Origin of the sequence: Sorangium sp. So ce448, from assembly GCF_051520915.1 — a bacterium.
In the GTDB taxonomy this organism is placed as follows: Bacteria; Myxococcota_A; Polyangia; order Polyangiales; family Polyangiaceae; genus Sorangium; species Sorangium cellulosum_B.
In genome coordinates this window covers 13,068,142-13,088,876 of the sequence record NZ_CP150343.1, presented here as the reverse complement: position 1 = coordinate 13,088,876, position 20,735 = coordinate 13,068,142, and the positions used below count along the sequence as shown (strand labels likewise).

Annotated in this window: 18 protein-coding genes; 6 read left to right on the top strand and 12 right to left on the bottom strand. The window is 70.1% G+C overall.

Annotated elements, in window-relative coordinates:
- Positions 1 to 46: 46 nt before the first annotated feature.
- Positions 47 to 1,924 (bottom strand): sigma 54-interacting transcriptional regulator, encoded by a 1,878-nt coding sequence (locus WMF45_RS49245; protein WP_437714157.1) that lies wholly within the window; start codon positions 1,922 to 1,924, stop codon positions 47 to 49.
- A gap of 568 nt (positions 1,925 to 2,492) precedes the next feature.
- Here WMF45_RS49245 and WMF45_RS49240 point away from each other — a divergent pair.
- Positions 2,493 to 3,134 carry a mannan-binding protein gene (locus tag WMF45_RS49240; protein WP_437714155.1) on the top strand — a complete coding sequence of 214 codons (642 nt, stop codon included), beginning with the start codon at positions 2,493 to 2,495 and terminating at the stop codon, positions 3,132 to 3,134.
- A gap of 86 nt (positions 3,135 to 3,220) precedes the next feature.
- On the opposite strand, the gene WMF45_RS49235 is transcribed toward WMF45_RS49240, so the two are convergent.
- Complete coding sequence (locus WMF45_RS49235) at positions 3,221 to 4,063, bottom strand: Uma2 family endonuclease (protein ID WP_437714153.1); 843 nt, start codon at positions 4,061 to 4,063, stop codon at positions 3,221 to 3,223.
- Positions 4,064 to 4,700: 637 nt separating this feature from the next.
- Between WMF45_RS49235 and WMF45_RS49230 the strand changes: the two genes are divergently transcribed.
- Positions 4,701 to 7,208, top strand: a complete 2,508-nt coding sequence (locus WMF45_RS49230; protein WP_437714151.1) for a beta-propeller domain-containing protein — start codon at positions 4,701 to 4,703, stop codon at positions 7,206 to 7,208.
- Positions 7,209 to 7,272: 64 nt separating this feature from the next.
- Here WMF45_RS49230 and WMF45_RS49225 read toward each other — a convergent pair whose 3' ends face one another.
- The gene (locus WMF45_RS49225) at positions 7,273 to 8,001 is read right to left on the bottom strand and encodes a glutathione S-transferase family protein (RefSeq protein WP_437714150.1); all 729 of its coding nucleotides are present in this window, start codon (positions 7,999 to 8,001) and stop codon (positions 7,273 to 7,275) included.
- Positions 8,002 to 8,086: 85 nt separating this feature from the next.
- Here WMF45_RS49225 and WMF45_RS49220 point away from each other — a divergent pair, with 85 nt between their 5' ends.
- On the top strand, positions 8,087 to 8,815 hold the full coding sequence (locus WMF45_RS49220) for a helix-turn-helix transcriptional regulator (RefSeq protein ID WP_437714148.1): 729 nt from the start codon (positions 8,087 to 8,089) through the stop codon (positions 8,813 to 8,815).
- A gap of 87 nt (positions 8,816 to 8,902) precedes the next feature.
- On the opposite strand, the gene WMF45_RS49215 is transcribed toward WMF45_RS49220, so the two are convergent.
- From WMF45_RS49215 to WMF45_RS49205, 3 genes are all read right to left on the bottom strand, one after another.
- Entirely contained in the window at positions 8,903 to 9,592 is a 690-nt protein-coding gene (locus WMF45_RS49215) for an MgtC/SapB family protein (protein ID WP_437714146.1), read from the bottom strand.
- A 148-nt stretch (positions 9,593 to 9,740) separates the two neighbouring features.
- A complete protein-coding gene (locus tag WMF45_RS49210; RefSeq protein ID WP_437714144.1) occupies positions 9,741 to 10,853 on the bottom strand; it encodes a M23 family metallopeptidase in 1,113 nt (370 codons plus the stop codon).
- Positions 10,854 to 11,018: 165 nt separating this feature from the next.
- Complete coding sequence (locus WMF45_RS49205) at positions 11,019 to 11,936, bottom strand: helix-turn-helix transcriptional regulator (protein ID WP_437714142.1); 918 nt, start codon at positions 11,934 to 11,936, stop codon at positions 11,019 to 11,021.
- A 104-nt stretch (positions 11,937 to 12,040) separates the two neighbouring features.
- On the opposite strand from WMF45_RS49205, the gene WMF45_RS49200 reads away from it, so the two are divergent.
- Positions 12,041 to 12,805: an SDR family oxidoreductase gene (locus WMF45_RS49200; protein ID WP_437714140.1), complete on the top strand. Its 765-nt coding sequence runs from the start codon at positions 12,041 to 12,043 to the stop codon at positions 12,803 to 12,805.
- A 54-nt stretch (positions 12,806 to 12,859) separates the two neighbouring features.
- Here WMF45_RS49200 and WMF45_RS49195 read toward each other — a convergent pair whose 3' ends face one another.
- Positions 12,860 to 13,612 carry a Uma2 family endonuclease gene (locus WMF45_RS49195; protein ID WP_437714138.1) on the bottom strand — a complete coding sequence of 251 codons (753 nt, stop codon included), beginning with the start codon at positions 13,610 to 13,612 and terminating at the stop codon, positions 12,860 to 12,862.
- 148 nt (positions 13,613 to 13,760) lie between these two features.
- Here WMF45_RS49195 and WMF45_RS49190 point away from each other — a divergent pair, with 148 nt between their 5' ends.
- A complete protein-coding gene (locus WMF45_RS49190) occupies positions 13,761 to 14,546 on the top strand; it encodes an HAD family hydrolase (RefSeq protein ID WP_437714136.1) in 786 nt (261 codons plus the stop codon).
- A 269-nt stretch (positions 14,547 to 14,815) separates the two neighbouring features.
- Positions 14,816 to 16,204, top strand: coding sequence for an IS1380 family transposase (locus WMF45_RS49185; protein WP_437711387.1), 1,389 nt, complete (start codon positions 14,816 to 14,818; stop codon positions 16,202 to 16,204).
- Between the two features lie 192 nt (positions 16,205 to 16,396).
- On the opposite strand, the gene WMF45_RS49180 is transcribed toward WMF45_RS49185, so the two are convergent.
- The 5 genes from WMF45_RS49180 to WMF45_RS49160 all read right to left on the bottom strand — a co-directional run bounded on the left by WMF45_RS49180 (position 16,397) and on the right by WMF45_RS49160 (position 20,560).
- On the bottom strand, positions 16,397 to 16,969 hold the full coding sequence (locus WMF45_RS49180) for a hypothetical protein (RefSeq protein ID WP_437714135.1): 573 nt from the start codon (positions 16,967 to 16,969) through the stop codon (positions 16,397 to 16,399).
- Positions 16,970 to 17,046: 77 nt separating this feature from the next.
- Positions 17,047 to 18,000 carry a hypothetical protein gene (locus WMF45_RS49175; protein ID WP_437714133.1) on the bottom strand — a complete coding sequence of 318 codons (954 nt, stop codon included), beginning with the start codon at positions 17,998 to 18,000 and terminating at the stop codon, positions 17,047 to 17,049.
- Positions 17,997 to 18,443, bottom strand: coding sequence for a hypothetical protein (locus WMF45_RS49170; protein WP_437714131.1), 447 nt, complete (start codon positions 18,441 to 18,443; stop codon positions 17,997 to 17,999). The genes WMF45_RS49175 and WMF45_RS49170 overlap by 4 nt, the downstream gene beginning before the upstream one ends.
- 443 nt (positions 18,444 to 18,886) lie before the next feature.
- Positions 18,887 to 19,828, bottom strand: a complete 942-nt coding sequence (locus tag WMF45_RS49165; protein ID WP_437714129.1) for a hypothetical protein — start codon at positions 19,826 to 19,828, stop codon at positions 18,887 to 18,889.
- Between the two features lie 174 nt (positions 19,829 to 20,002).
- Positions 20,003 to 20,560 (bottom strand): glycine cleavage system protein R, encoded by a 558-nt coding sequence (locus tag WMF45_RS49160; protein ID WP_437547705.1) that lies wholly within the window; start codon positions 20,558 to 20,560, stop codon positions 20,003 to 20,005.
- Positions 20,561 to 20,735 lie beyond the last annotated feature (175 nt).

Sequence of the window (20,735 nt, the reverse complement as noted above, 5' to 3'; positions counted from 1 at the left end):
CTTGCTCAGGTTCGAGACGCGGGCGCTCGCCGACGGCAGCCGCGCATCACCGAGGAGACGGCCGCTTCACGCCCAGGACCTTCATGCGGTAGGACAGCGTACGCACCGGGATCCCCAGCCGGCGCGCGGCCTCGGTCCGGTTCCAGCCTGCGGTTTCGAGCATGTCCTGGAGCAGCTTGGCCTCGTACTGCTGCACCTTCCCCCGGACCTGCCCGCCCTCGGGGGGCGCCGTCTTCGGGGCGGACGGCGTGGGGCAGAACACGGCCACGTCCGGCGGAGCGCGGCCGAGCTCCGCGTCCGTCCCCCGGTCCGCGGGGCGCTCCGACTCGCCGCGCGCCGCCGCCGCGCGCACCCTCGGGGGCAGATCCTCGAGGCCGACGAGCGCGCCGGGCGTCACCACCACCGCGCGCTCGATCACGTTGCGCAGCTCGCGCACGTTGCCAGGCCACGCGTACGCGCAGAGCAGGGCGAGCGCCTCCGGGGTGATGCCCTCGACATGTCGCCCGTTGGCCGCGCTGGCCGCGCGCAAGAAATGCCGCGCGAGCGGCTCGATCTCGTCCGTTCGAGCGCGCAGCGGCGGGATGTCGATCACGACGCCGCCGAGCCGATAATACAGGTCGGCCCGGAACGCGCCCGACGCGGCCATCGCCTCGAGATCCCGGTGCGTCGCCGCGACGACGCGCACGTCGACCTCGATCTCGCGGCTCGAGCCGACGCGGCTGAACGACCCCGACTCGAGCACGCGGAGCAGCGCGGCCTGGGCCGGCGGCGGCAGCTCGCCGATCTCGTCCAGGAACACCGTGCCGCCGTCGGCCTCCTCGAACACGCCCTTCTGCTGCTGCAGCGCGCCCGTGAACGCCCCGCGCTCGTGGCCGAACAGGGTGCTCTCCACGAGGTCCTTCGGGATCGCCCCGCAGTTGACGCGCACGACGCGCCGCCCCTTGCGCGGGCCGCCCTCGTGGATCATCCGCGCGACGACCTCCTTGCCGGTCCCCGTCTCGCCGTGAAGGATGACCGGGATGCGCGAGGCGCCCACGCGCCGCACCGTCTCGATCACCTCGCGCATCTGCTGGCCGGCGATGATCCCCCCTTCCTCCGGCTCCTCGCGCGCGAGCACCGAGGTCGCGGCCGGGCCGCACGCCACCGGGCGCTCGGCCGAGGCGTGGCGGGCAGCCTCGCGGGCGGCCGCGAAGACCTCGTCCGCGGTGCTTCCGGCGTCCGGGTAGAGGGCGAGGCCGACGAGGAGCCGGGCGTCGCTGCCCACGAAGGAGGCCGCGATGGCCTGCGCGGTGCGGCGCGCCTCCTCGGCGCCGGCCTCTGGCAGGAGCACATGGGCAGCGCAGGTGCCGTAGAGCGCCACACGATGGACGGGCTGAAGACAGGCGCGCACGGCGTTGATCCAGCCCTCTGCCGTGACCGCCGCGCTCATGCGCACGTGGAGCAGGGCGAACGGGCGGCGAAAATGTCGGGCGCGCGTCAGCTCGTCCTCCACGCGGCGCAAGAGCTTCTCCTCTCCCTCGATATCGAGGGACTCGCCCCCGGCGCCGAACGCCTGCACCCGCAGCGCGACGCTGCCGAGCACGACCTCATCCCCTACCGCGATCCCGGCGCGGGAGACGCGGCGGCCGTCGAGGAACGTGCCGTTCTTGGATCCCAGGTCATCGACCCACACCCGCCCGCGCGAGAAGAGGAAGCGGGCGTGCTCCCGCGACAGGGTACGATCGTCGATGCAGAGCGCGGCAGGCGCGGCGCGCCCCACGACAAGCGGCGTATCGGGCGAGAGCAAACGTCTCTCCGTCTTTCCGGCGTATTGCCAGACGAGCGCGATGCCCAGCGCCGCGGTCTGCTGAACGGCGGAGATCGACCTCCCCGCCAAGGTCCAGGTCCTGGCCGCGTCGTCCTGCACCGACTTGCCTGACCGCATGCGCTCCGCCTCGCCGGTCTCTATATCAGGCTCCTTCGGGAGGTCCAAGAGCCACCACGGACCTCGCCGCTCATGAATCTCAGCCGCGCCGCTGCTGCTCGTGTCGCCAGGTCGCCACAGGCGGTCGATCCGACTCCATTTCCACTTCCATTGCGCGCGAGCATTCATCGGCGCGCCCGGTCATGCACGGTGAGCCAGGGACGGAGGCTCTGGCCGGCTCACGTGCCACGTGCCGGGCGGAGCGACGATCTGGACGAAGGCCGCGGTCGCGGGAAGGACACCGCTGTTACGTTCGGCGCATCCTTGCCGGCAACCTCTTGCCGGGCAACTCGCGACGGCGATCTCTCGCGGGCAAGATCTTGCCGAGGCGGCCGTCGGAGGGCGCGCCGCGCCCCCGGAAACGCGCGGATGCCGCTCGCATTTGCCCGCTGACATAGAGGACCTGGCGCTTCCGAGGAGAGCGCGCCCTGGTGGCACACAGGCTGCAAACAACCGAAACCAGAAGCTGACGGGCGGCGAACATCGCGACCCAGGACATCCACCAGACAGCCCACTCCAGGAGCCGACCATGAACACGAAACACATCCTCTCCGGACTCTTCACCTCCAGCGCGCTCGGCATCATGCTCATCGCGGGTTGCAGCGTGCCGATGGAAGAAGGCGACTCCGAACAGGCGTTCTCCGACGAGGAGACCGTCGAGGAGGCGTCGCAGGCGCTCGGCCCTGCGTGCGTCGCCAGGAACCTCGCGCTGGAGGCCGGGCCCATCTGGAACACCAGCGATGCCCAGACGAAGTGCCCTAACGTCTGCAATCCCCAGAACATGAACTGGAACGGGCAGTGGTGGACCACCGTTCCGGGCGCGATGTCGGTCTGCGAATGCAGCCCGCGCCCCGCCGCCGTCGTGCAGGCCGGCCCCATCTGGAGCAACACCCACGCTCAGACGCAGTGTCCGAACACCTGCGCCGCGTACAGCAGCGCGACGAAGTGGAACGGGCAATGGTGGACGACCGTCCCGGGCCAGATGTCCGTCTGCGAGTGCGCGTTCACCCCGCCGGCCACGGTGTCGCTCGAGGCCGGGCCCATCTGGAGCAGCGCCGAGGCCCCCAGCAAGTGCCCGGCCGCGTGCGGCACGGGCCGCGCCTGGAATGGGCAGTGGAGCACGACCGTCTCGGGCCAGATGTCCGTCTGCGGATGCGCTTGCACGCCCTGACGTCACGGCGACCCGCTGTTCAAATTCTCCGCTGAAAAGGGCTGCAAACCAAGGGGATTCCTTGGGTTCCGGCGAGCGCGCCGCGCTCACCTCCGGGTCACGCGGGCCTCCAGGTCGCGCACCCGCGCCTCGAGCTCGCGGACCCGCGCCTCGGCGGCGGCGCGGGCGCGCTGCTCCGCGACGCGGGCGCGCTGCTCCAGGGCGCGCGCCTCGCCCTCGGCGCGGAGGGCCTCTTCCTCGGCAGGCACGAGATCCGTCGCGCGGGAGCTCCGCGCGACACGCAACGTCGGGTGCGGGCCGTCCTTCAACACGACGAGGTGCGCGTCGAGCGCCTCGATCCAGACGGGATCGCCGCTCCCGTGGACCCGCAGGTAGGTGCCGTCCGCGTCCCGCCGGTACAGCTGGAGAGGCACCCGCTCCTCCGCGAGCGGCGCGCGGGCGGCTGCCGCCTCGGGATCGAAGAGCAGGAGCTCGGGACAGCCGAGCTGCCAGTACTTCGCCGGCGCATCCTCGTAAATACGGCGCCAGTCGCCCGCGACCACCTCCAGCGCGAACCGCGGCGGGCGATGGCCCGGCAGCCAGGTCTGCCACTGCCGCGGGACGGGCGGCGACGGGCGATGATCGAGGACGTAGAGGTCCGGCAGGACGCGCACGAGCGGCTCGCCCCGCACCCACGCGAAGAGATGCCCGGCACCAGCGTACAAGTCGGCCCAGCCACGCTCGCGCGCGAGCTGCGCGATCACCGACAGCAGCAGGCGGACGACCTCGGACCGCTCGGCCTTGTCAGGACGCTCCGCGTCATCGGGCAGATGCCAGCCGGACCAGTCGATCGCGGCGCCGGCCTCTTCCGGCGACAGATCGCGGAGCACGAGCGCGCGGGGAGAACGCCGAGGGGTGAGCGGGAACCCGATGCGATTCGGCGATGCCACGCGAGGAAACTAGCACCCCGACAGGCCCCGCGGGGCAGCAGAGACAACGGACGCGACCGACGCAACCGACGCAACCGACGCAACCGACGGCAACCGACGGCAACAAAGCCGCGCGACGTGCCCCTGCCGGACGCTTGACAGGGACAAGGGGTCATGCCCTCCCACCTGCTCGCCCTCCCATGGCCGAGACGAGGGCAGCGTCCGAGATGGCCAGTCGCACGGATCCTCGATAGCTGACCTCATGGGTCGCCCGAGGCCACCACCATCGACGGCAAGACCTCGTCGGATTGGCATTCATGACGGAGGTTTGAACAGGGAGACGGGGAGACGGGGAGTTCAATGGATTGTTCTCCCCGTCTCCTCGCCTCCCTGTCTCATTTTCTCGGAGATTCGAAGGACGTTTCAGAGCGCTCACCCCACAAGGTGTGCTGTCCGGGTCCCATGAACGTCGGCGCCATCCCGCACCGACGTAAATCAACAGTCCCACCATCCCGCTTGGCACACGTGTGCCAAGCGGCTTGCGGCCAGTGCTTGCATGTCGTGCCCTCGGCGGCGCTGCCCGAGCGGCGCGCGAGAGAAGCGCGGTGAACCGAGCGAGCGGGCGGCTGGCGCGGGCCTTGCGAACGCAGCAGGCACCATGCGAACCCATCGTACCCATTCTTCTCTCTGGCTCCTCCTGGCAACAGGCCTCCTCGCCGCCGGATGCGAGACGGCATCAACGCCTGGCGCTGGCGAGCCTGTCGACTCTCAGCGGGCGGCGCTCCACCGGGCTCAGTCCTGCGACGACCTCGAAGCGCTGCTGAAGCAGGACGCGCTCGCCAAGATGAACGCCCAGATCGACGCGACGATCGCGAGCTACTCGGCGTACGGCTACCCCCGCGGCGCCGCCGTCGGCGGCGTCGACAACGGCAGCGTCGGCGTCCCCGGAGGGGCCCAGGATCCCACGGACACGCCCGCCCCGGTGCCGCCCACAGCAGACGACGGGGGAACCGGCCAGGAGACCTCAGGGGACGCCAGCGGCAGCGGCGCCGACCCTGCCCACTCCGAGACGAACACCCAGGTCGCCGGCGTCGATGAGGCGGATATCATCAAGACCGACGGCAACAACATCTACGTGCTCCACGGCCAGAGCTTCTACACCCTGACGGCGTGGCCGGCGTCGTCGCTCGCTGTGGGCAGCTCGCTCGCGATCGAGGGGTCGCCCCTCGAGATGTTCGTGTCAGACGACAAGGTCGTCGTCTATTCGTCGGTCAACGGGGCCGCGATCTACGAGCAGGCGGGCGTCACGCCGCGACCGGGGTATTACGACTACCTGCTCATCGACACCATGGTCGGCGGCGGCGGCGTCGCGCCGACGCCTGGAAACCCCAGCGCGCCGAGCGGCGCGCCGGGGACCCCCGCCGACGGCGGAGACGCGAAGCCGCTGCCGCCGGACGACAGCGAGCCGCCGTCCGGCGGCGACACGCCGTCCTCGGATGGCGCGCCGTCCGGCGGCGACACGCCCTCCTCCGACGACACGCCCCCCGACGCCGACGCGCCGGCGCCCCCGCCTCCGGACGGCGGCGGGGCCGATGAGCCGCCGTCCAACGACCCGGGCGTCGACGTGCCCGGCTCGGGCGGCGTCTGGGCGCCGCTCACGAAGATCACCGTGCTGAGCCTCGCCGGCGGCGCACCCAGCGTGGTCAAGGAGGTCTACTTCGAGGGAGGCTACAGCTCGGCGCGGCGCACCGGCCCGAACGTGCGCACGGTGCTGACCGGCGGCGCCCACGGCCCCGCGCTCCGCTACTGGCCCTCAGGCCTGACCGAGTACCCCGAGACCGCCGAGGCGTGGACCGCGGCGTTCGAGCAGCTCCGCGCCGAGAACGCGGCGATCATCGAGGACGCCGCGCTCTCGACGTGGCTGCCGTACCGCTTCGAGAAGCAGGGAGAGGCGGTCACGCTGCTCGACGCGAGCTGCTCGGACTTCTATGTTCCTGACGCCGGCACGACGTCGTACGGCCTGACGCAGATCGAGTCGATCGACCTCGCCGACCTCGCCGCGGCGCCGGAATCGACATCGATCGTCGGCGCGACCGACACCGTGTACGCGAGCCACGACGCCCTCTACGTCGCCGCGCGCTCCTGGCAGCAGCAGGCGGCGCCCGGCGAGATCTTCGTCGGCACGAACCTCACCCACCTGCACAAGTTCGATCTGATCGCCGACCCGAGCCAGCCCGGCTACGTCGCGTCAGGCTCGGTGCCCGGCCACATCATCAACCAGTTCTCGCTCGATGAGCACGACGGCAAGCTCCGCGTCTCGACGACCTCGCAGGTGCCGGCGGAGCCCAGGTGGACGACCAGCAACAACGTGTTCGTCCTCGAGGCGCAAGGGACCGATCTCGAGCAGATCGGCGCCGTCACCGATCTCGCCCCCGGCGAGACCATCCAGTCGACCCGGTTCGTCGGGGATCGCGGCTATGTCGTGACGTTCCGCCGGGTCGATCCGCTGTTCGTGATCGATCTCGCGGACCCGGCGTCCCCCTCCGTCGCGGGTGAGCTCAAGATCCCCGGCTTCAGCGAGTACATGCACCCGCTCGACGACGGTCACCTCCTGACGATCGGCAGGGATGGCGAGGAGGACGGCACGGTGACCGGCCTTGCTCTCCAGATCTTCGACGTCACGAACGCGTCGGCGCCCGCGCTCCTGCACAAGGAGGCGCTCGACGGGGCGGAGTACATGCACTCCGAGGCCGAGTACAACCACAAGGCGTTCACGTACTACGGCGAGCTCGGCGTGCTCGCCTTCCCGCTCGTGAGCTTCGACGGGCAGACAGGCGCGATGTCGAGCACGCTGGAGCTGTTCAACGTCGATATCGAGGACGGGTTCAGCCGGCTCGGCGCCGTCGACCACAGCGGCTTCTTCAGCAGCGTGCCGTCGGGGTGCTACTACGGCGGGGCCGCCGTGCAGCGCGGCCTGTTCATCGAGGACTACGTCTACTCGTACTCCCAGGGCGGCGTGCTCGTGAACGCGCTCGACGACCTCGCGACGCCGGTGGCGTCGCTGCCCCTGCCCACCCCGGACTCGTTCGGGTACGCGTGCGCCGTCGACGGCGGCGTCGCGGAGCCCGCGCCGGCGCCCGAGCCGGCGCCCACCCCCGAGGAGTAGCGCCGACCAGGCCACGATCGGCCGCAGCGCCGCCGCCCCGTCCGGGCCGGCGGCGCTGCGCCGCTCAGGCGCCCTGCCGCGCCGCCTCCCACGGGTGATCCGGGTAGAACTCCTTCATGAGCCGCGCGGTGTACGCGGTGAGGTTCGCGAACCCCTCGGCCCTGCGCCGCAGCGGCGAGTCGAAGAACGGCGTGAGCAGGCCCGCCAGCGCCGCGAAGGCCGTCGCGTCGACGCCCGCCGGGCGCGCTCCGAAGAGGTACGGCTTGTCCCCGAGCAGCACGGAGAGCGCGGCCAGCGAGCGGGCGCCGAGCTCGACGACCTCGTCGTTCGCGTGGCGCGCGGGGCCGACCGCGCGGAGCGCCTCTCGGACGCGCGCGACGAGCTCCTCACGCAGCTTCGGGCGCGCCTCCTCCGGCGCGCCGTTGACGAAATTCGCCGGGCCCTTCGCGAAGTTCTCCGGGATGAGCCAGCGGGCGTACACCATGGTCGGGGTGAGGCTGTTCTCGATCATGCGCTCGATGGCCCACGCCTCGGCGCGCTGCCGGGCGTCGAGGCCGGCGTCGAGATCCTTGCCGTGCTTCTTCTCGAGGTGCTCGCGGATGAAGTGCGAGTCGGCGATGCGCGCGCCGCCGTCGTCGATGAAGGGGAGCTGCCCCTTCGGCGACTGATCGGGCCGGGCGCGCTCCTTCGTGTAGGGCAGGCCCAGCAGCTTGAGCTGGACCTCGGTCTTGGTGACGTAGGGGCTGGCCTCGGGCAAGCCGAACAGGGGGCCGAAGCTGTGGAGCGTGATCATGTGCAATCTCCGAGCGGTTGTGGGTGCGCCGTGGACCGCGCTTGATGTAGCCCCGCCCTGCTGACAACCTGGTGTCAGCATCCCCGTGCGACGCGCCGATCGGCTGTTCCAGATCCTGCAGATCCTGCGCCGGCAGCGGGCGCCGATCACGGCGGCGGCGCTGGCCGAGGAGCTCGAGACGTCGAAGCGCACCGTGTACCGCGACATCGCGGACCTCCTGGCCCAGCGCGTCCCGATCCGCGGCGAGGCCGGCACGGGGTACGTGCTCGATCGCGGCTTCGACATGCCGCCGCTGATGCTGACGCCCGACGAGATCGAGGTCGCGGTCCTCGGCGCGCAGTGGGTCGCCCACCGCGGGGACGTCGCCCTGCAGCGGGCGGCGAAGGACCTCATCGCGAAGATCGCCGCGGCGGTCCCCGAGCGGCTGCGGCCCTTCGTGTTCGAGCCGGCGACGGGCGTGCCGGTCGGGGAAGACCAGGCGCCCGACGCGCTCGACCTGGCCGAGGTGCGGGCGTCGATCCGCGCCGGCACGAAGATCGCGCTTCGCTACCGCGACGAGACGGGGAGCGAGAGCGAGCGCATCGTGTGGCCCGTGATCGTGGGTTATCGCGAGTCGACGCGGCTCCTCGCGGCGTGGTGCGAGCTCCGCCAGGACTTCCGCCACTTCCGCACGGACCGCGTGACAGGCGCCAGGTTCCTCGACGAGCGCTACGCCGAGAAGCCGAGCGCCCTCCGCGCGCGGTGGCGCGCGCACATGCGCGCGCGTGGCGAGCTGCGAGAGCGCGCCGACGCGATGTCGATCAAGAATCGCTAGATCCGCCGTCAGCAATTCCGCCAGAAAGCCGGTCGACGGCGAGGGGCCGCCGGGCGAGGCGCGCGACCGTGCGCAGAGCGGCTTCCATCACGTGGGCGCCTGGACGTGGACTCGCCGGACCCCGGGCAGCTTTGCGAGCTGGTCAATCAGCGTCTCCACGCCGATCGTGTTCGGGATCCTCGCGTCGAGCGTCAGGTTGACGCGCCGCTTGTCGTCGAGGCGGCGATCGTAATCCATGTCCGAGACGACGGCCCCGAGCGCTTCGAGCGCCTTCATGATGTCGGCCACGCCGGCCGACTCCTCGCCCAGGACGAGGGCGATCCGCCGCCGGGTGCTGCGGTCGTCCTTGTCCTCGAAGCGGCGGAGCGCCGTGAGCGCGAGCACGCCGAGGAGCGTGACGACGACAGCCTCGACGTACATCGCCGCGCCCGAGCACATGCCGATCGCCGTCACGAGCCACAGGCCCGCCGCGGTCGTGATGCCCTGGACCGTGGTCCCGGTGCGCAGGATGGAGCCGCCGGCGAGGAAGCCGATGCCGGCGACGATCGACGCGGCGATGCGCGAGGAGTCGACGGCGACCAGATCCTCCTTTCCGTAATGCTGGAAGTAGACGAACTTCACCGAGATGACCATGAACGTCGCCGCGGCCATCGAGACGAGCAGGTGCGTCCGGAGCCCGACCTGGCGGCCGTGGCGATCGCGCTCGTATCCGATGACGCCCCCGAGCGCCGCGCCCACGACGATCCGGATCAACAGGTCGACGTGCATGGTGTCCATCTGTGCTTGCACCTCCCGAGGGTGGCCGAGGCTTGCGGCGCGCTTGCGCCCGCGCGCGTCCTCGCCGGTCGCGTGGCGACGCGTCCCCCTACATAGAGCTCGCCGGCGCGCAGGGGGAGACAAGGCCGCCGGGCGGCCTCGCCGGCGGTCACCGCCGCTGGCGCTGGGCGCCCGACGCGGCCGCGCGCGGCTGCGACACCGAATCGTTCGCCGGCGACGCCGGCTCGTCCCCGCCTCCGGGCCGCGACACGGCGGGGAGGGGCTCCTCGATGTCGTCGAGCTCGCGATCGAGCTCGCCCTTCTCGGTGCGGAACGCATCGCGCTGATCGGCGGGGAGCTCCCGCAGGCGCATCGCGAGCAGCGTCTCCGCGTCGAAGTAGACGCCGTTGCGCCTCGCGCTGAAGTGCAGGTGCGGCCCCGTCGAGCGCCCGGTCGACCCCACGTAGCCGACGAGCTGATGGGTCGCCACGTGGTCCCCGCGCTTCAGGCCCGCCGCGAACCTCGAGAGGTGCGCGTAGCCCGTCTCGACCCCGTTGTCGTGCTGGATCGCGACCCAGTTGCCGTGCCCCCCATGCGGCCCCACCCAGGAGACGCTGCCCTCGAGCGCGGCATAGACCGGGGTTCCCGACGGCGCGCCGTAGTCCGTGCCCTCGTGCGGCCTCACGCGGTGCAAGACGGGGTGCATCCGCTTGGGGTTGAACGGTGACGTCCGGCGCAGCGTGGCGAGCGGCGCCTGCCACGGGTTCGGCACCGGCTCGCGTCCGTCTTCGTCGACCAGCCGCCCCGTGGCGTCGCCGTCGAACCGGTAGAAGCGGGCGTCCGGCTGACCGGCCGCCCGCACGGCGAGCGCCAGGACACGAGGCTCGTCCGGCGCCCTGGCGGCCTCGGCCACGGCGCGGATCACCGCCCCGCGACGGAGCCCGCGAGGGAGGCGCCGCGCGAGCTGCTCCTCGGCTGCCCGCCGCACGCTCGCCAGCGGCTCGGCCGGCTCGCCCGGGGCTCCCACGGTCCAGGACAGCGCGAGGTGCGGCTCTGCGCCCGCGTCGGGAGCCGGCGCGGGCGGCGGCGGCGCGTCCGGAGGCCCGGCGCTCGCGAGCTGCCGGCTCGCGGCGCCGAGCGACCTGTCGATCTCGATGGCGCGCACCGTGAACCACAGGACCCCGACGCCAAGCAGCCCTAGCCCGAGCCACACCGAGGCCTCGGTGCGGGGCGACCAGCCGTCGGAAGAGGGCTCGGGTCGCTTGAGGCTTCCACCGGGCATCAGAGATCACCTTGCGCCATGGCGCCGGCGAGCCTTGGCGGCAGTGACGGGGGCACGAGACATGCGGACGCTATGCGCGAGCGTCCCTCGGCGTCAACCTCGGCCGCGTCGCCCCGCGCGCCGGGTACTTCAGCGGCCGGCGCAGCTGGCTCGGCGCGCCCCTCATCATCCGCTGTCAGCCCCGCACAGCGCCGCGAGGCGGCGCTCGTCCTCGGGTCCGCCCGCCGCGCGCGCCGTGTAGTAGACGAGCTGCTGGCGGCTCGACGTCGTCGAGGCGAGCGTGTGCCACTCGAGCACGAGGGGCCCGGCGCCGCCTTCGTCGCGGCCACCCGCGCCCTCGGCCTCCACGCGGAAGGCCTTCGTGCCGCTCACCTTGGCGCGGACCTCGTGGCGCGCCCAGATCACCCGGAACGCCTCGCTCGTCTCGAGCAGCTCGGCGACGAGCGCGTCGAACTCCGGATCTCCGACGTGGGAGCTCGCGCTGAAGCGGAAGGCGGCCACGACCTCCCGCTCGATCACGCCGATCTCCGCGTAGCGCGCGCGGTAGGCCGCATGGCGGAAGGTCATCCAGAGCAGGTTGCGCCTTCGCGGGGAGACGTCGCCGAAGTCCACGAGCAGGCGGCGCGCGGCGCCGTTCCACGCGAGCACGTCGAACCGGGGGCTGAAGACGAGCGCCGGGACGCGCATCGCCTCGAGCGCGCGCGCCATCGCCGGCTCGGCCCTCTCCTGGCGCGCCGCGGCCCGCGCGGGCTCGGGCCGCGCCAGGTAGAACAGGTGACCTCGCTCGTCGTCGTCGAGCTTCAGCACGCGCGCGATCGCCTCGAGCGTCTCGCGCGACGGGTTCACGTCACGCCCCTGCTCGAGCCGCGTGTACCAGTCGACGCTGAGCCCGGCGAGCTGCGCGATCTCCTCGCGCCTGAGGCCCGGCGTGCGCCGCCGCTTCCCCGCGAACGCGCCGCCCGCGATGGGCGCCGCGCGCATGCGCCTCCCTCGGAGGAAATCCGCCAGCTCGCTCCGCCTGTCGCTCACGATCGCGCGCGCCCCGGGCACGCGTCGAAAGATGCGCTGTTCGCGCTCCTCCATCCAGGGATTGCCAATCCTAGGTTCGCGGCACGTCTGCCTAACCTCGACGCGGAGCTCCAGATTGCGGGCACCCCCGACCGGGGACCCAACCAGGAGCTGGCACCATGTCTCAACATCTTCCTCTCGCAGGTCGCATCGCCGTCGTCACCGGGGCCTCCAGCGGCATCGGTGAGGCCACCGCGCGCAAGCTCGCAGCGCAGGGCGCCGCCGTCGCGCTCATCGCGCGCCGCAAAGACCGCCTCGATTCGCTGGCCGAAGGCATCCGCGCCGCGGGCGGGCGCGCGCTCGCGCTCGCCGTCGACGCCAGGGACAGGAGCGCCGTCGCCGGCGCCGCTCGGTCGATCGCCGCCGAGCTCGGCGCCGTCGACCTCGTGATCAACAACGCCGGTGTCATGTTGCCGTCCGGCGTCGAGGAGCACCGGATCGCCGATTTCGAGCAGATGATCGAGGTCAACCTCACCGGCGCGATGCGGATCGTCGACGCGTTCGTCGATCCGCTGGTCGCGGCCGCGAAGCGGGGCGGCCCGTCGGACCTCATCAACATCTCGTCGATCGCCGCGCACGGCGTCTTTCCGACGTTCGCCGTGTACTGCGCCACCAAGGCCGCCGTCACCCACCTCTCGCGCAACCTGCGCGCCGAGCTGGGACCGAAGCACGTCCGCGTCTCGGTCATCGAGCCTGGGTTCGTCAACACGGAGCTCCAGAGCCACATGACCGACGAGGCCGCCAAGGCGTGGATCGCCGAGGCGAGGCAGCAGATCACGTGGCTCACGGCGGACGACCTGGCGAGCACCATCGCCTTCACGGCCGGCCTCCCGCGGCACGTCAACCTGGCGCACGTCACCATCATGCCGACCCAGCAGGTGTGACCGGCGCCTCCTCGCGACCGGAGACGCTCGCGGCGCCGTGACGCGCGCCATGCGTTACCCCTGATCCAGCTGCTCCAGCTCGCGCACGCGCGCCTCCAGCTCGCGCACGCGCGCCTCGGCCGCCTCCCTGGCGCGGGCCTCGATCGCCGCGGCCTCCTCCTGGGTGGGCACGAGCTCACCCTTGCCGCCGGTGCGCGTGAGGCGGAGCCGGGACTCGGCCCCGCTGCCGATCACGCAGAGCCAGCTGTCGAGCGCGGGGCTCCACACGCGCCCGGCGCCGGCGTACACGCGGACAAACGCGCCGTCGGGGTCGCGCCGGTAGGCCTGGAGCGCCACGCGCCCCGCCGGCGGCCGGTGCGTGGCGGCCAGCGGATCGAAGATCGCGAGCTCGGGGCAGCCGAGCTGGCAGTACTTGAGCGGGACGTCCTCGTAGGCCTTCTGCCAGTCGGTCGCCACGATCTCCAGGGCGAAGCGCGGGGGCCGGTGTCCGGGCAGCCAGGTCTGCCACTGCTTGGGCAGCGGCGGCGCGGGGCGGTGATCGAGGAGGTAGACGTCCGGCGAGACGCGCACGAGCGGCTCCTCGCGCACCCAGGCGAAGAACCGATCCGTGCCGGCGTGGTGGTCGGTCCAGCCCCGCTCGCGCGCGAGCTGCGCGATCGAGGAGAGGAGCAGGCGGGAGATCTCGTCGTGCTCGCCCCACGCGCCGATGCCGTCCGCGTCGTCCAGGTACCAGTCCGACCAGTCGATGGTCGCGCGGAGCTCCTCGGGCTCCGGGTCGCGGACGACGAGCGCGCGCGGCAGGCGCATCGCAGGGGGAGCGGCTCCGGAACGGGCAGGCAGCACGAGCCCACACGGTAGCACCCCGAGCGGAGCGGCGGGAGCCACAGGCGGGCGCGACCGCGCGCGGCGTCGCCGTGGGGCTCCCGATCCGGCGCGCGGGCGCCATGTCGGCGGCATGCGTTCTCTCGGGGGAGTGCTCTTCGACGTGGATGGGGTGGTCGTCGACTCGCCGCATGAGCGCGCCTGGCAGGAGGCGCTGGAGGCGCTGATGGCGAACGAGTGGCGCGCGATCGCGCCCGAGACACGCTACGCGCCCGAGCGGTTCACGACGGCCGTCTACCAGAGCGAGGTCGCCGGCAAGGCGCGCGAGAGCGGCGCGCGCGCAGCGCTCGACCACTTCGGCGTGCCCGACGCGGCGGAGCGCGCCGGGGTCTACGCCGAGCGCAAGCAGGAGGTGCTGCTCCGGAAGATCGCGGCGGGGAAGTTCGTCGTGTTCCCTGACACGACCCGGCTGATCCTGGAGCTCAAGGCGCGCGGCGTGCTCCTCGCGGCGGCGTCGTCGTCCAGGAACGCGAGCGAGCTCCTCCGCAGGATCCGCGTCGATGCCTTCGTCGAGCACCAGAACCCCCGCCGCGCGCCGGTCGCGCTGGGCGCGACGCTGCTCGATCTGTTCGACGCCGACCTCTGCGGCGCCGCGGTGGCGCGCGGAAAGCCGGCGCCGGACCTGTTCCTGGCCGCCGCGCGCGCGCTCGGCGTGCCGCCGCCGCGCTGCCTCGTGATCGAGGACGCCCCCTCCGGGGTGCAGGCCGCGAAGGCGGCCGGGATGACCTCGATCGGCGTGGCGCGGCTCGCCGACGAGGCGCTGCTGGCGGCCGCGGGGGCGGATCGCGTCGTGACGACGCTCGATCAGCTCGATCCGGACGCGCTGGTCGAGGGGCGGATCGCGGCACGCGCGGCGTGAGGGTTGCGCGGCTGGCGGCGAGAGAGTGGCGGACGGAATCCGTGCAGCGAAGGACGTCTGGCCGTCGCTTACCGGCAAGCGACGGCCAGACGTCCTTCGCCGCACGGATACACTCCAGCAATGCTGCAGCTCCTCTCATGCATCGATATTCCGATCGCTCTGAGCGTGGATTTCGCGCCTACGATGCCGGTCCGAGGCGTGAGAAATTCGACGCCGTAAACGGAACGCCTTGAAAGAAAGGCTCGGCGTGGCGACCCGTCCGGGTTGCTATGACCAAACGAAGGCACACGCCGAGCACCTGCAAGGTGCGCCGGCGCGAACTCGGGTTCAAGAGGAAAGGCGACGGGCGGCACCAGGAGCGAATCCGGCGGCCAGACCCATGCAGAATCCACGTCGAACCGACGGAGAAGAACCTGACCGGCGTCGCAGGGCTTGCCCCGTTCGGCGCTTTCATCCGGCAGCTCGGCGTCGACGCGGCCTTGAGGCGCAGGTTCTCCCGGCTGAAGACGGGCCGCTCGGTGATCTACCCGATGGCCGCGCAGATGCGCCTGCTCATGGACAGCGCGCTCGCCGGCGAGGAGCGCGTCTTCGGCATCGAGGCGCTCGCCGTCGATCCGCTCTTCGTACGCCTCGCCGGCGGGGTCGTCCCGAGCATCGACACCGTCTACCGGGACCTGTGCCGCTTCGATGAGGAGGCGGTTGAAGCGCTGCACGGCATGGTCGTCGACCACGGGCTCGCCCTCATTGCGCGGCGAAAGCACCGATTCGTGCACCTCGACGTCGACACGACCGTGGAGCCGCTCTTCGGGATGCAGGAGGGGGCGCTTCCAGGCCCGAACCCGCGATACCACGGCCGGCCGAGCTATCATCCGATCCTGGCGCGCATCGCCGAGGCCGACGCCGTCGTCGGAGCCAAGCTGCGACCGGGTGACACGAGCTTCGGCGAAGCCGATGTGCCTTTCGTCGAGCAGTGCATCGACCGGGCGCGCGCCGCAGCGCCGAGCGCGGCCATCTACGTGCGGATCGACGGAGCGGGGGATTGCAGCGCCTTGATGCACGCCGTCGCCGCGAAGGGATGCTTTTTCCTGACCAAGGCGCGGATGAGCCCCGATCTGGTGGGCATGGTCGCCTACGCCACCGGATGGCGTACCATCGACTGGGATGCCGATGGTCGTCCTCGACGACAGGTCGCCGAGGTCCCCTTCCGGCGCAGCGGTTGGCCGGATGGCGTCCGCGTGATCGCCGTACGAACACGCGATCGGTACAATGGCAAGCAGATCTACCTCTGGGAGGACCTCGACTACACGGTGCAGGTCTTCCTGACCAACGAGCCGGTCGAAGCGCCGGAAGACGTCGCGGCGCGGTATGACCTGCGCGCGGGCATCGAGCCGCTCATCGGCGATCTCAAGCATGGGTGGGGCTGCGGCCGCGTGCCGAGCCACAGCTTCAACGCCAATCATGCCGCGCTGCTGCTGAAGCTCCTGACCGCCAACCTGATGCGCCGGTATGTGCTCGACCATGTTCCGCACCTCGCGAGCTGGCGAACGCCGTGGCTGCGCCGCGCGCTGATCCTCGTCCCGGGAAGGTTGGCCCGGTCGGGTCGGGGCACGACCCTGCACGTGCCAGAGCGCTCGCAGCTCGCTCGCCAGCTCAATTGAGCTTGGAACCAGCCAAAGTCATTGCGGGGGGTAAGGGGGGCGTGTGCCTTCGCGACGCGTTGGGAACGCGCAGTTGTAATTGGCGTCGCATTCGTCGGCGGAACGCCGCTCGCGCGTCGCCGTCGGCACCACTGGTGCCCCGTGGGCGCGAAATCCACGCTGAGACCAAACCTTGGCGCCTTCGTACGTAGGTTACGCCTGAGTGCAACGACCCGCCGAGGTAGTAGGCGGCGCCGGCGGTGGAGGTACGGCCAATACACAGGCGCCAGCAATCAGTCCAAGGATTATCGCCACTACAACGGCAGCGTAGGATGTATGCAAACGATCGATAGCATCTTCATTCCGCTGACTTCTGTCCCGGATGGACGCAAAGGTCTCTGCGACTTTGCGCCCAAGCGGCATAGGTGCAGCATTCGACCCTTGAATAAGATCCGACACTGCGATGGGCTGGTAAAATATTTCCTTGCCCAGATTTCCAAGAATCGCAAAAAGAGATACCAATAGAAAACAAATTGCAAAGAATGAGCCCACGAGTCCAATAACATTGAGCGATGATCGCGGGTTACGCAGCGCAACAACCAGGATTCCCACCAAAAACGGAGCCACTACAATAATGCGCGTGAGAAGCTGGTCGCTGCGCTTTCGCGTTTCTTCTGCGCGCGAGACTTCTTCTTTAAGCAAAGGCTCAGCCTGCTCAAGCAATTCATTGATATCTTTGGTTTGATAATAAATAAGCTTGGGCTCTTCAAAGGTGCTACCACGCAACGCTCGGTCTATTCGAGAAGGAGCGAGGTGTCCAAAGCCTCTAAAGATACCACGAATCGACCGTACCTTCGCGGGCACTAGCACGCTCCATCAGTCAGCGCTGAGATGATAGCCCTAGAAATTGGCAGACCGAGCTGAACCTCCAGCCATCCCCATTGACCAGTCGGATTCACTTCGAGAAAGAAATATTCGTCCGAATCCGATTGAACGAGATCAATGGCCCCGAAGGTCAAGCCTAATTCGCGAAGAAGACGAACGCAGCCGTGTCGAACAGCCTCCGGCAGTTCAACGACACTCAACGCAGGTTCACGCTCCGCTGAACGTCGCCAATCAGTCGTAGTCTCTGGCTGCGCCTGAGAGTCGATGGCGACCGAGAAAATCTCATCTCGCACAATCGTCACGCGCACATCAGTCCGTTTAGAAATCTCATACTGCAAGATCAGCGGCGCAAGCGCGACAGCATCATAATCTTGCTGCCCACAAGGAATTCGAGTCGTGTAGATCGCCAGGTCGCGCACTCCTGACTCTTCTACGAGGCCGTGCGAAACCGGCTTTGCCACGACATGTCCAGGTGCTCCGCGCACGAAATCGCGCGCAGCGTCGGGACGTCGCGTGATAAGGGTGCGCGGCACGGCAAGTCCGCACCGCCTAGCTACATGCAGCTGAAAAGGCTTCTGCGACGCCGACCACGAATTAGCAGGATGATTGACCCACCGCGCACTTGTCGCAAGCATCGATCCGAAGAGCTGTGCAAGAGCCTCACGTCCGGCGAAAACTTTTGACGAATGGTCCGTTCCGGGGCTCGTCAATGGGCGCTCATGCGTACGGTACCAGACTGACTTGACATTGGTGAGATCGCATTGTTGACCTGCTTCATCACAGTAGATCAGCTTGGAGTCAACGACCTCCAACCAACAACCGCTAAGCAGCTGATCAACGTTAATGCGAACAAACTCACGCCCTAATTCAACTAGTCGATTGACGACCAAATCGGCCGTGAGGTCATGCTGCCGAGTGAGTAGCGCAATCATGCGAAAGTTAACCGCGTCACTGGCCAAGGCGAGATGCTAATAAGAATGGGAAGATGAACGTCTTCGGCGTAGTCTTCAACGACCACATCAGAAGGGTCGCTCTGTTCCCCAGCCCCCGTCTTCTTCGTACCCAACAGAGCCGCCAGTTCATCAAACCGCGTTCCGCTAGACGATGCTGCTGCGTGCAGGTCTTCGACGACCTCGGAGTAGTCGGATGCTTCTCGAGTGCAGGTGAGCAACGTCCCTTCGCATGATGTTGCTGCATGCAGGTCTTCGGCGATTTCCGACTGATCGGCCGCCTCATGAGATTTCGTGATCAGGGTTCCATCGCCTCTTGGACTTCCAGAAAGAATGAGATTGAGCCGGCGTTCTGGAACGTAAATGAGTCGAGCTGTGGCGCCAGCAGGCGCAGGGGTAGCGAAATTCAGCAAGAACGGTACCATGCCCCTACTATATCACAAATCTAACATCGGTAGGCCACCGCAGCCAATGCTCACACTCTCGTCGATCGGCCGCAGCTCCACACGAGCTATCTCGTATCCCCGAAGGTGAACTGTGCCCTTACGCGGCTGCTCCGCACAACGCCGGAGACAGAGGCCGCTGATCGCTAGCTCTACTGCGGGAAGTTGCCCCGGATCAGCAAAAATACCGCCAAGGCGCCGAGGCCGCCAAGAGAAGAGGGGGAGGGCCGTCCCGGCATTCCCCCTCCTATTTCCCTGGTTTCTTGGCGCCCTCGGCGCCTTGGCGGTTCGCTTCTCAGGGCGACCTCCCGCAGTAGTGCTAGGACCTGCAACTTCGGAATGTCGATGACAAGTCTCGCCACATTCCGCGCTGCTCCGGTCCAGCAGCCCTTCGCCACGCCCCGGTACCGGAGCGGCGCCGCCCCTCAGCCGCCCTGCTTGCGGACGATCGCCAGGCTCCAGATCTCCCCGGCGCTCGTCCCGACCCACAGGCTCGGCGATCCCTTGCCGGCGACCGCGAGCACCGCCGGCTCGCCGCGGGCGCCGAGCGTGACGCTCGCGGTCGGCGCGAGCGGCGCGCCGGAGGCGGCCTCGATGGCGGCGCCGTCGAACAGCGCGACGCGGCCGTCCGCGAAAGCCGCGAAGAGGCTCGACTCGAGGACGGCGACGTCGGCAACGGGATCGGCGAACGCGAGCATCTTGGCCGTGAGCTTGCCCGACGACCTCACGACCGCGCAGACCGCGCTCGCGCCGCGCTTGTACACCGCCGTCAGCTTCGCGCCGCCGCGCACGCGATCGAGGTTCTGGGCCGCGCGCGGCAACGAGGCGCGGAGCGTCGGGCCCGGCTCGGGCGTCGCGCCGGGGTGAACGCGGAGCTCGCCGCCCTCCCCCGCGCCGTCCATCACGACATGCGCCTCGGTCTCGGTGAGATCGAACGCCCGCGCGGAGCCGCGCACGGCGAACGTGCGGCCGTTCACCTCGGTCTTGTCGAGCTTGAGCTCCGTCGCGCTGCCGTCCCAGCCGAGCGCGAGCGCCGTCTCGCCCGACGGCCGCGTGGCGAGCTGCCGCGCGTCCCGGCCGACCTGATCGAGCTTCGGGCCGTGCGTGATGCCGAGCAGCGCCCACACCGCGTCGTCGCCGCTCCGCACCACGGCGACGTCCTTCGACAGGAGCGCCACGTCGTGCGCCGAGGACAGCGACAGGTTCGTCGTCTTCGCGCCGGAGCCGCCGACCGGGCAGACGCCGAGGCGCACCGGATCGGTCGAGATCATCGCGACGAGCCCTGGGCTCGCGAGGACCGCGGCGCCTCGGATCTCCGCGTCCAGGCCGTGCACCTTGCGGGGGGAGCTCAGATTGCTGAAGGGCATGGCCCGCGAGGATACCGGTTCTCGCGCGGCGCGGGGCCAGCGTTCTCACCGGGCGCGGGGCCAGCGTTCTCGCAAGGCGGGCCCGGAGACGCCCCCGGGGCGGATCGCGCCCGGCCGGCACATGGCCGCGCCCCGCCCGGAGCGCCGGCCCTCGGCGGCGCCGCCCTCGCCGGGTCAGCCCTTGATGAGCGAGCGGACGTCGATGTCGAGGTTCTCGGTCTCCGCGACCGCATCCATCGCCTTGCGGAGCTGGGTGACGGTCACCCCGGCGGGGACGTCGACGCGGGCCTCCATCCGGAAGAGCTGCGAGCCGGTGACGGGCGCCTCGTAGGCCGAGGTCTCGAGCGAGACGATGTTGACGCCGACGCCGTGGAGCGCGCGCGACACCGCGCGCACGATGCCCTCGTGATCGAGCGCGTCGACGGAGATGACGCAAGGGATGGTCGCCGCGCGCCGGTGCGACTCGGGGCTCTTGGTCCTGCGGCTCTGCACCGTGAGCCCCGTCGCCCGGGTGAGCGACTCCGTCTCGCGCTCGACCGCCTCGATCGCGCCGGGGGGCCCCGACGCGAGCAGGAGAATGCCGAACTCGCCGCCGAGCACCGCCATCCGGCTGTCCTCCACGTTGGCGCCACGCTCCGTCAGGTAGTGGGTCACCTCCGCGACGATGCCCGTCCGATCAGGGCCGAGGCAGGAGAGGACCAGGAAGACTTCAGGCGCGGGCGTCGTCGTCATGCGGCGCATCTTAGTCCGATCCGCGCAGCCAGCGCACCTCGCCGCGCGCGCGGCGAGGTGCGCGTCCCGGACGACGAGCGCCCGGGCAACGCCGTCCGTGTCCTCCGGCCGAGCTCCCCCGAGAGCGGCGGGATCGAGCGCCGCGCGCGCGTCCGCGTGCGTCATGCCGGCGACG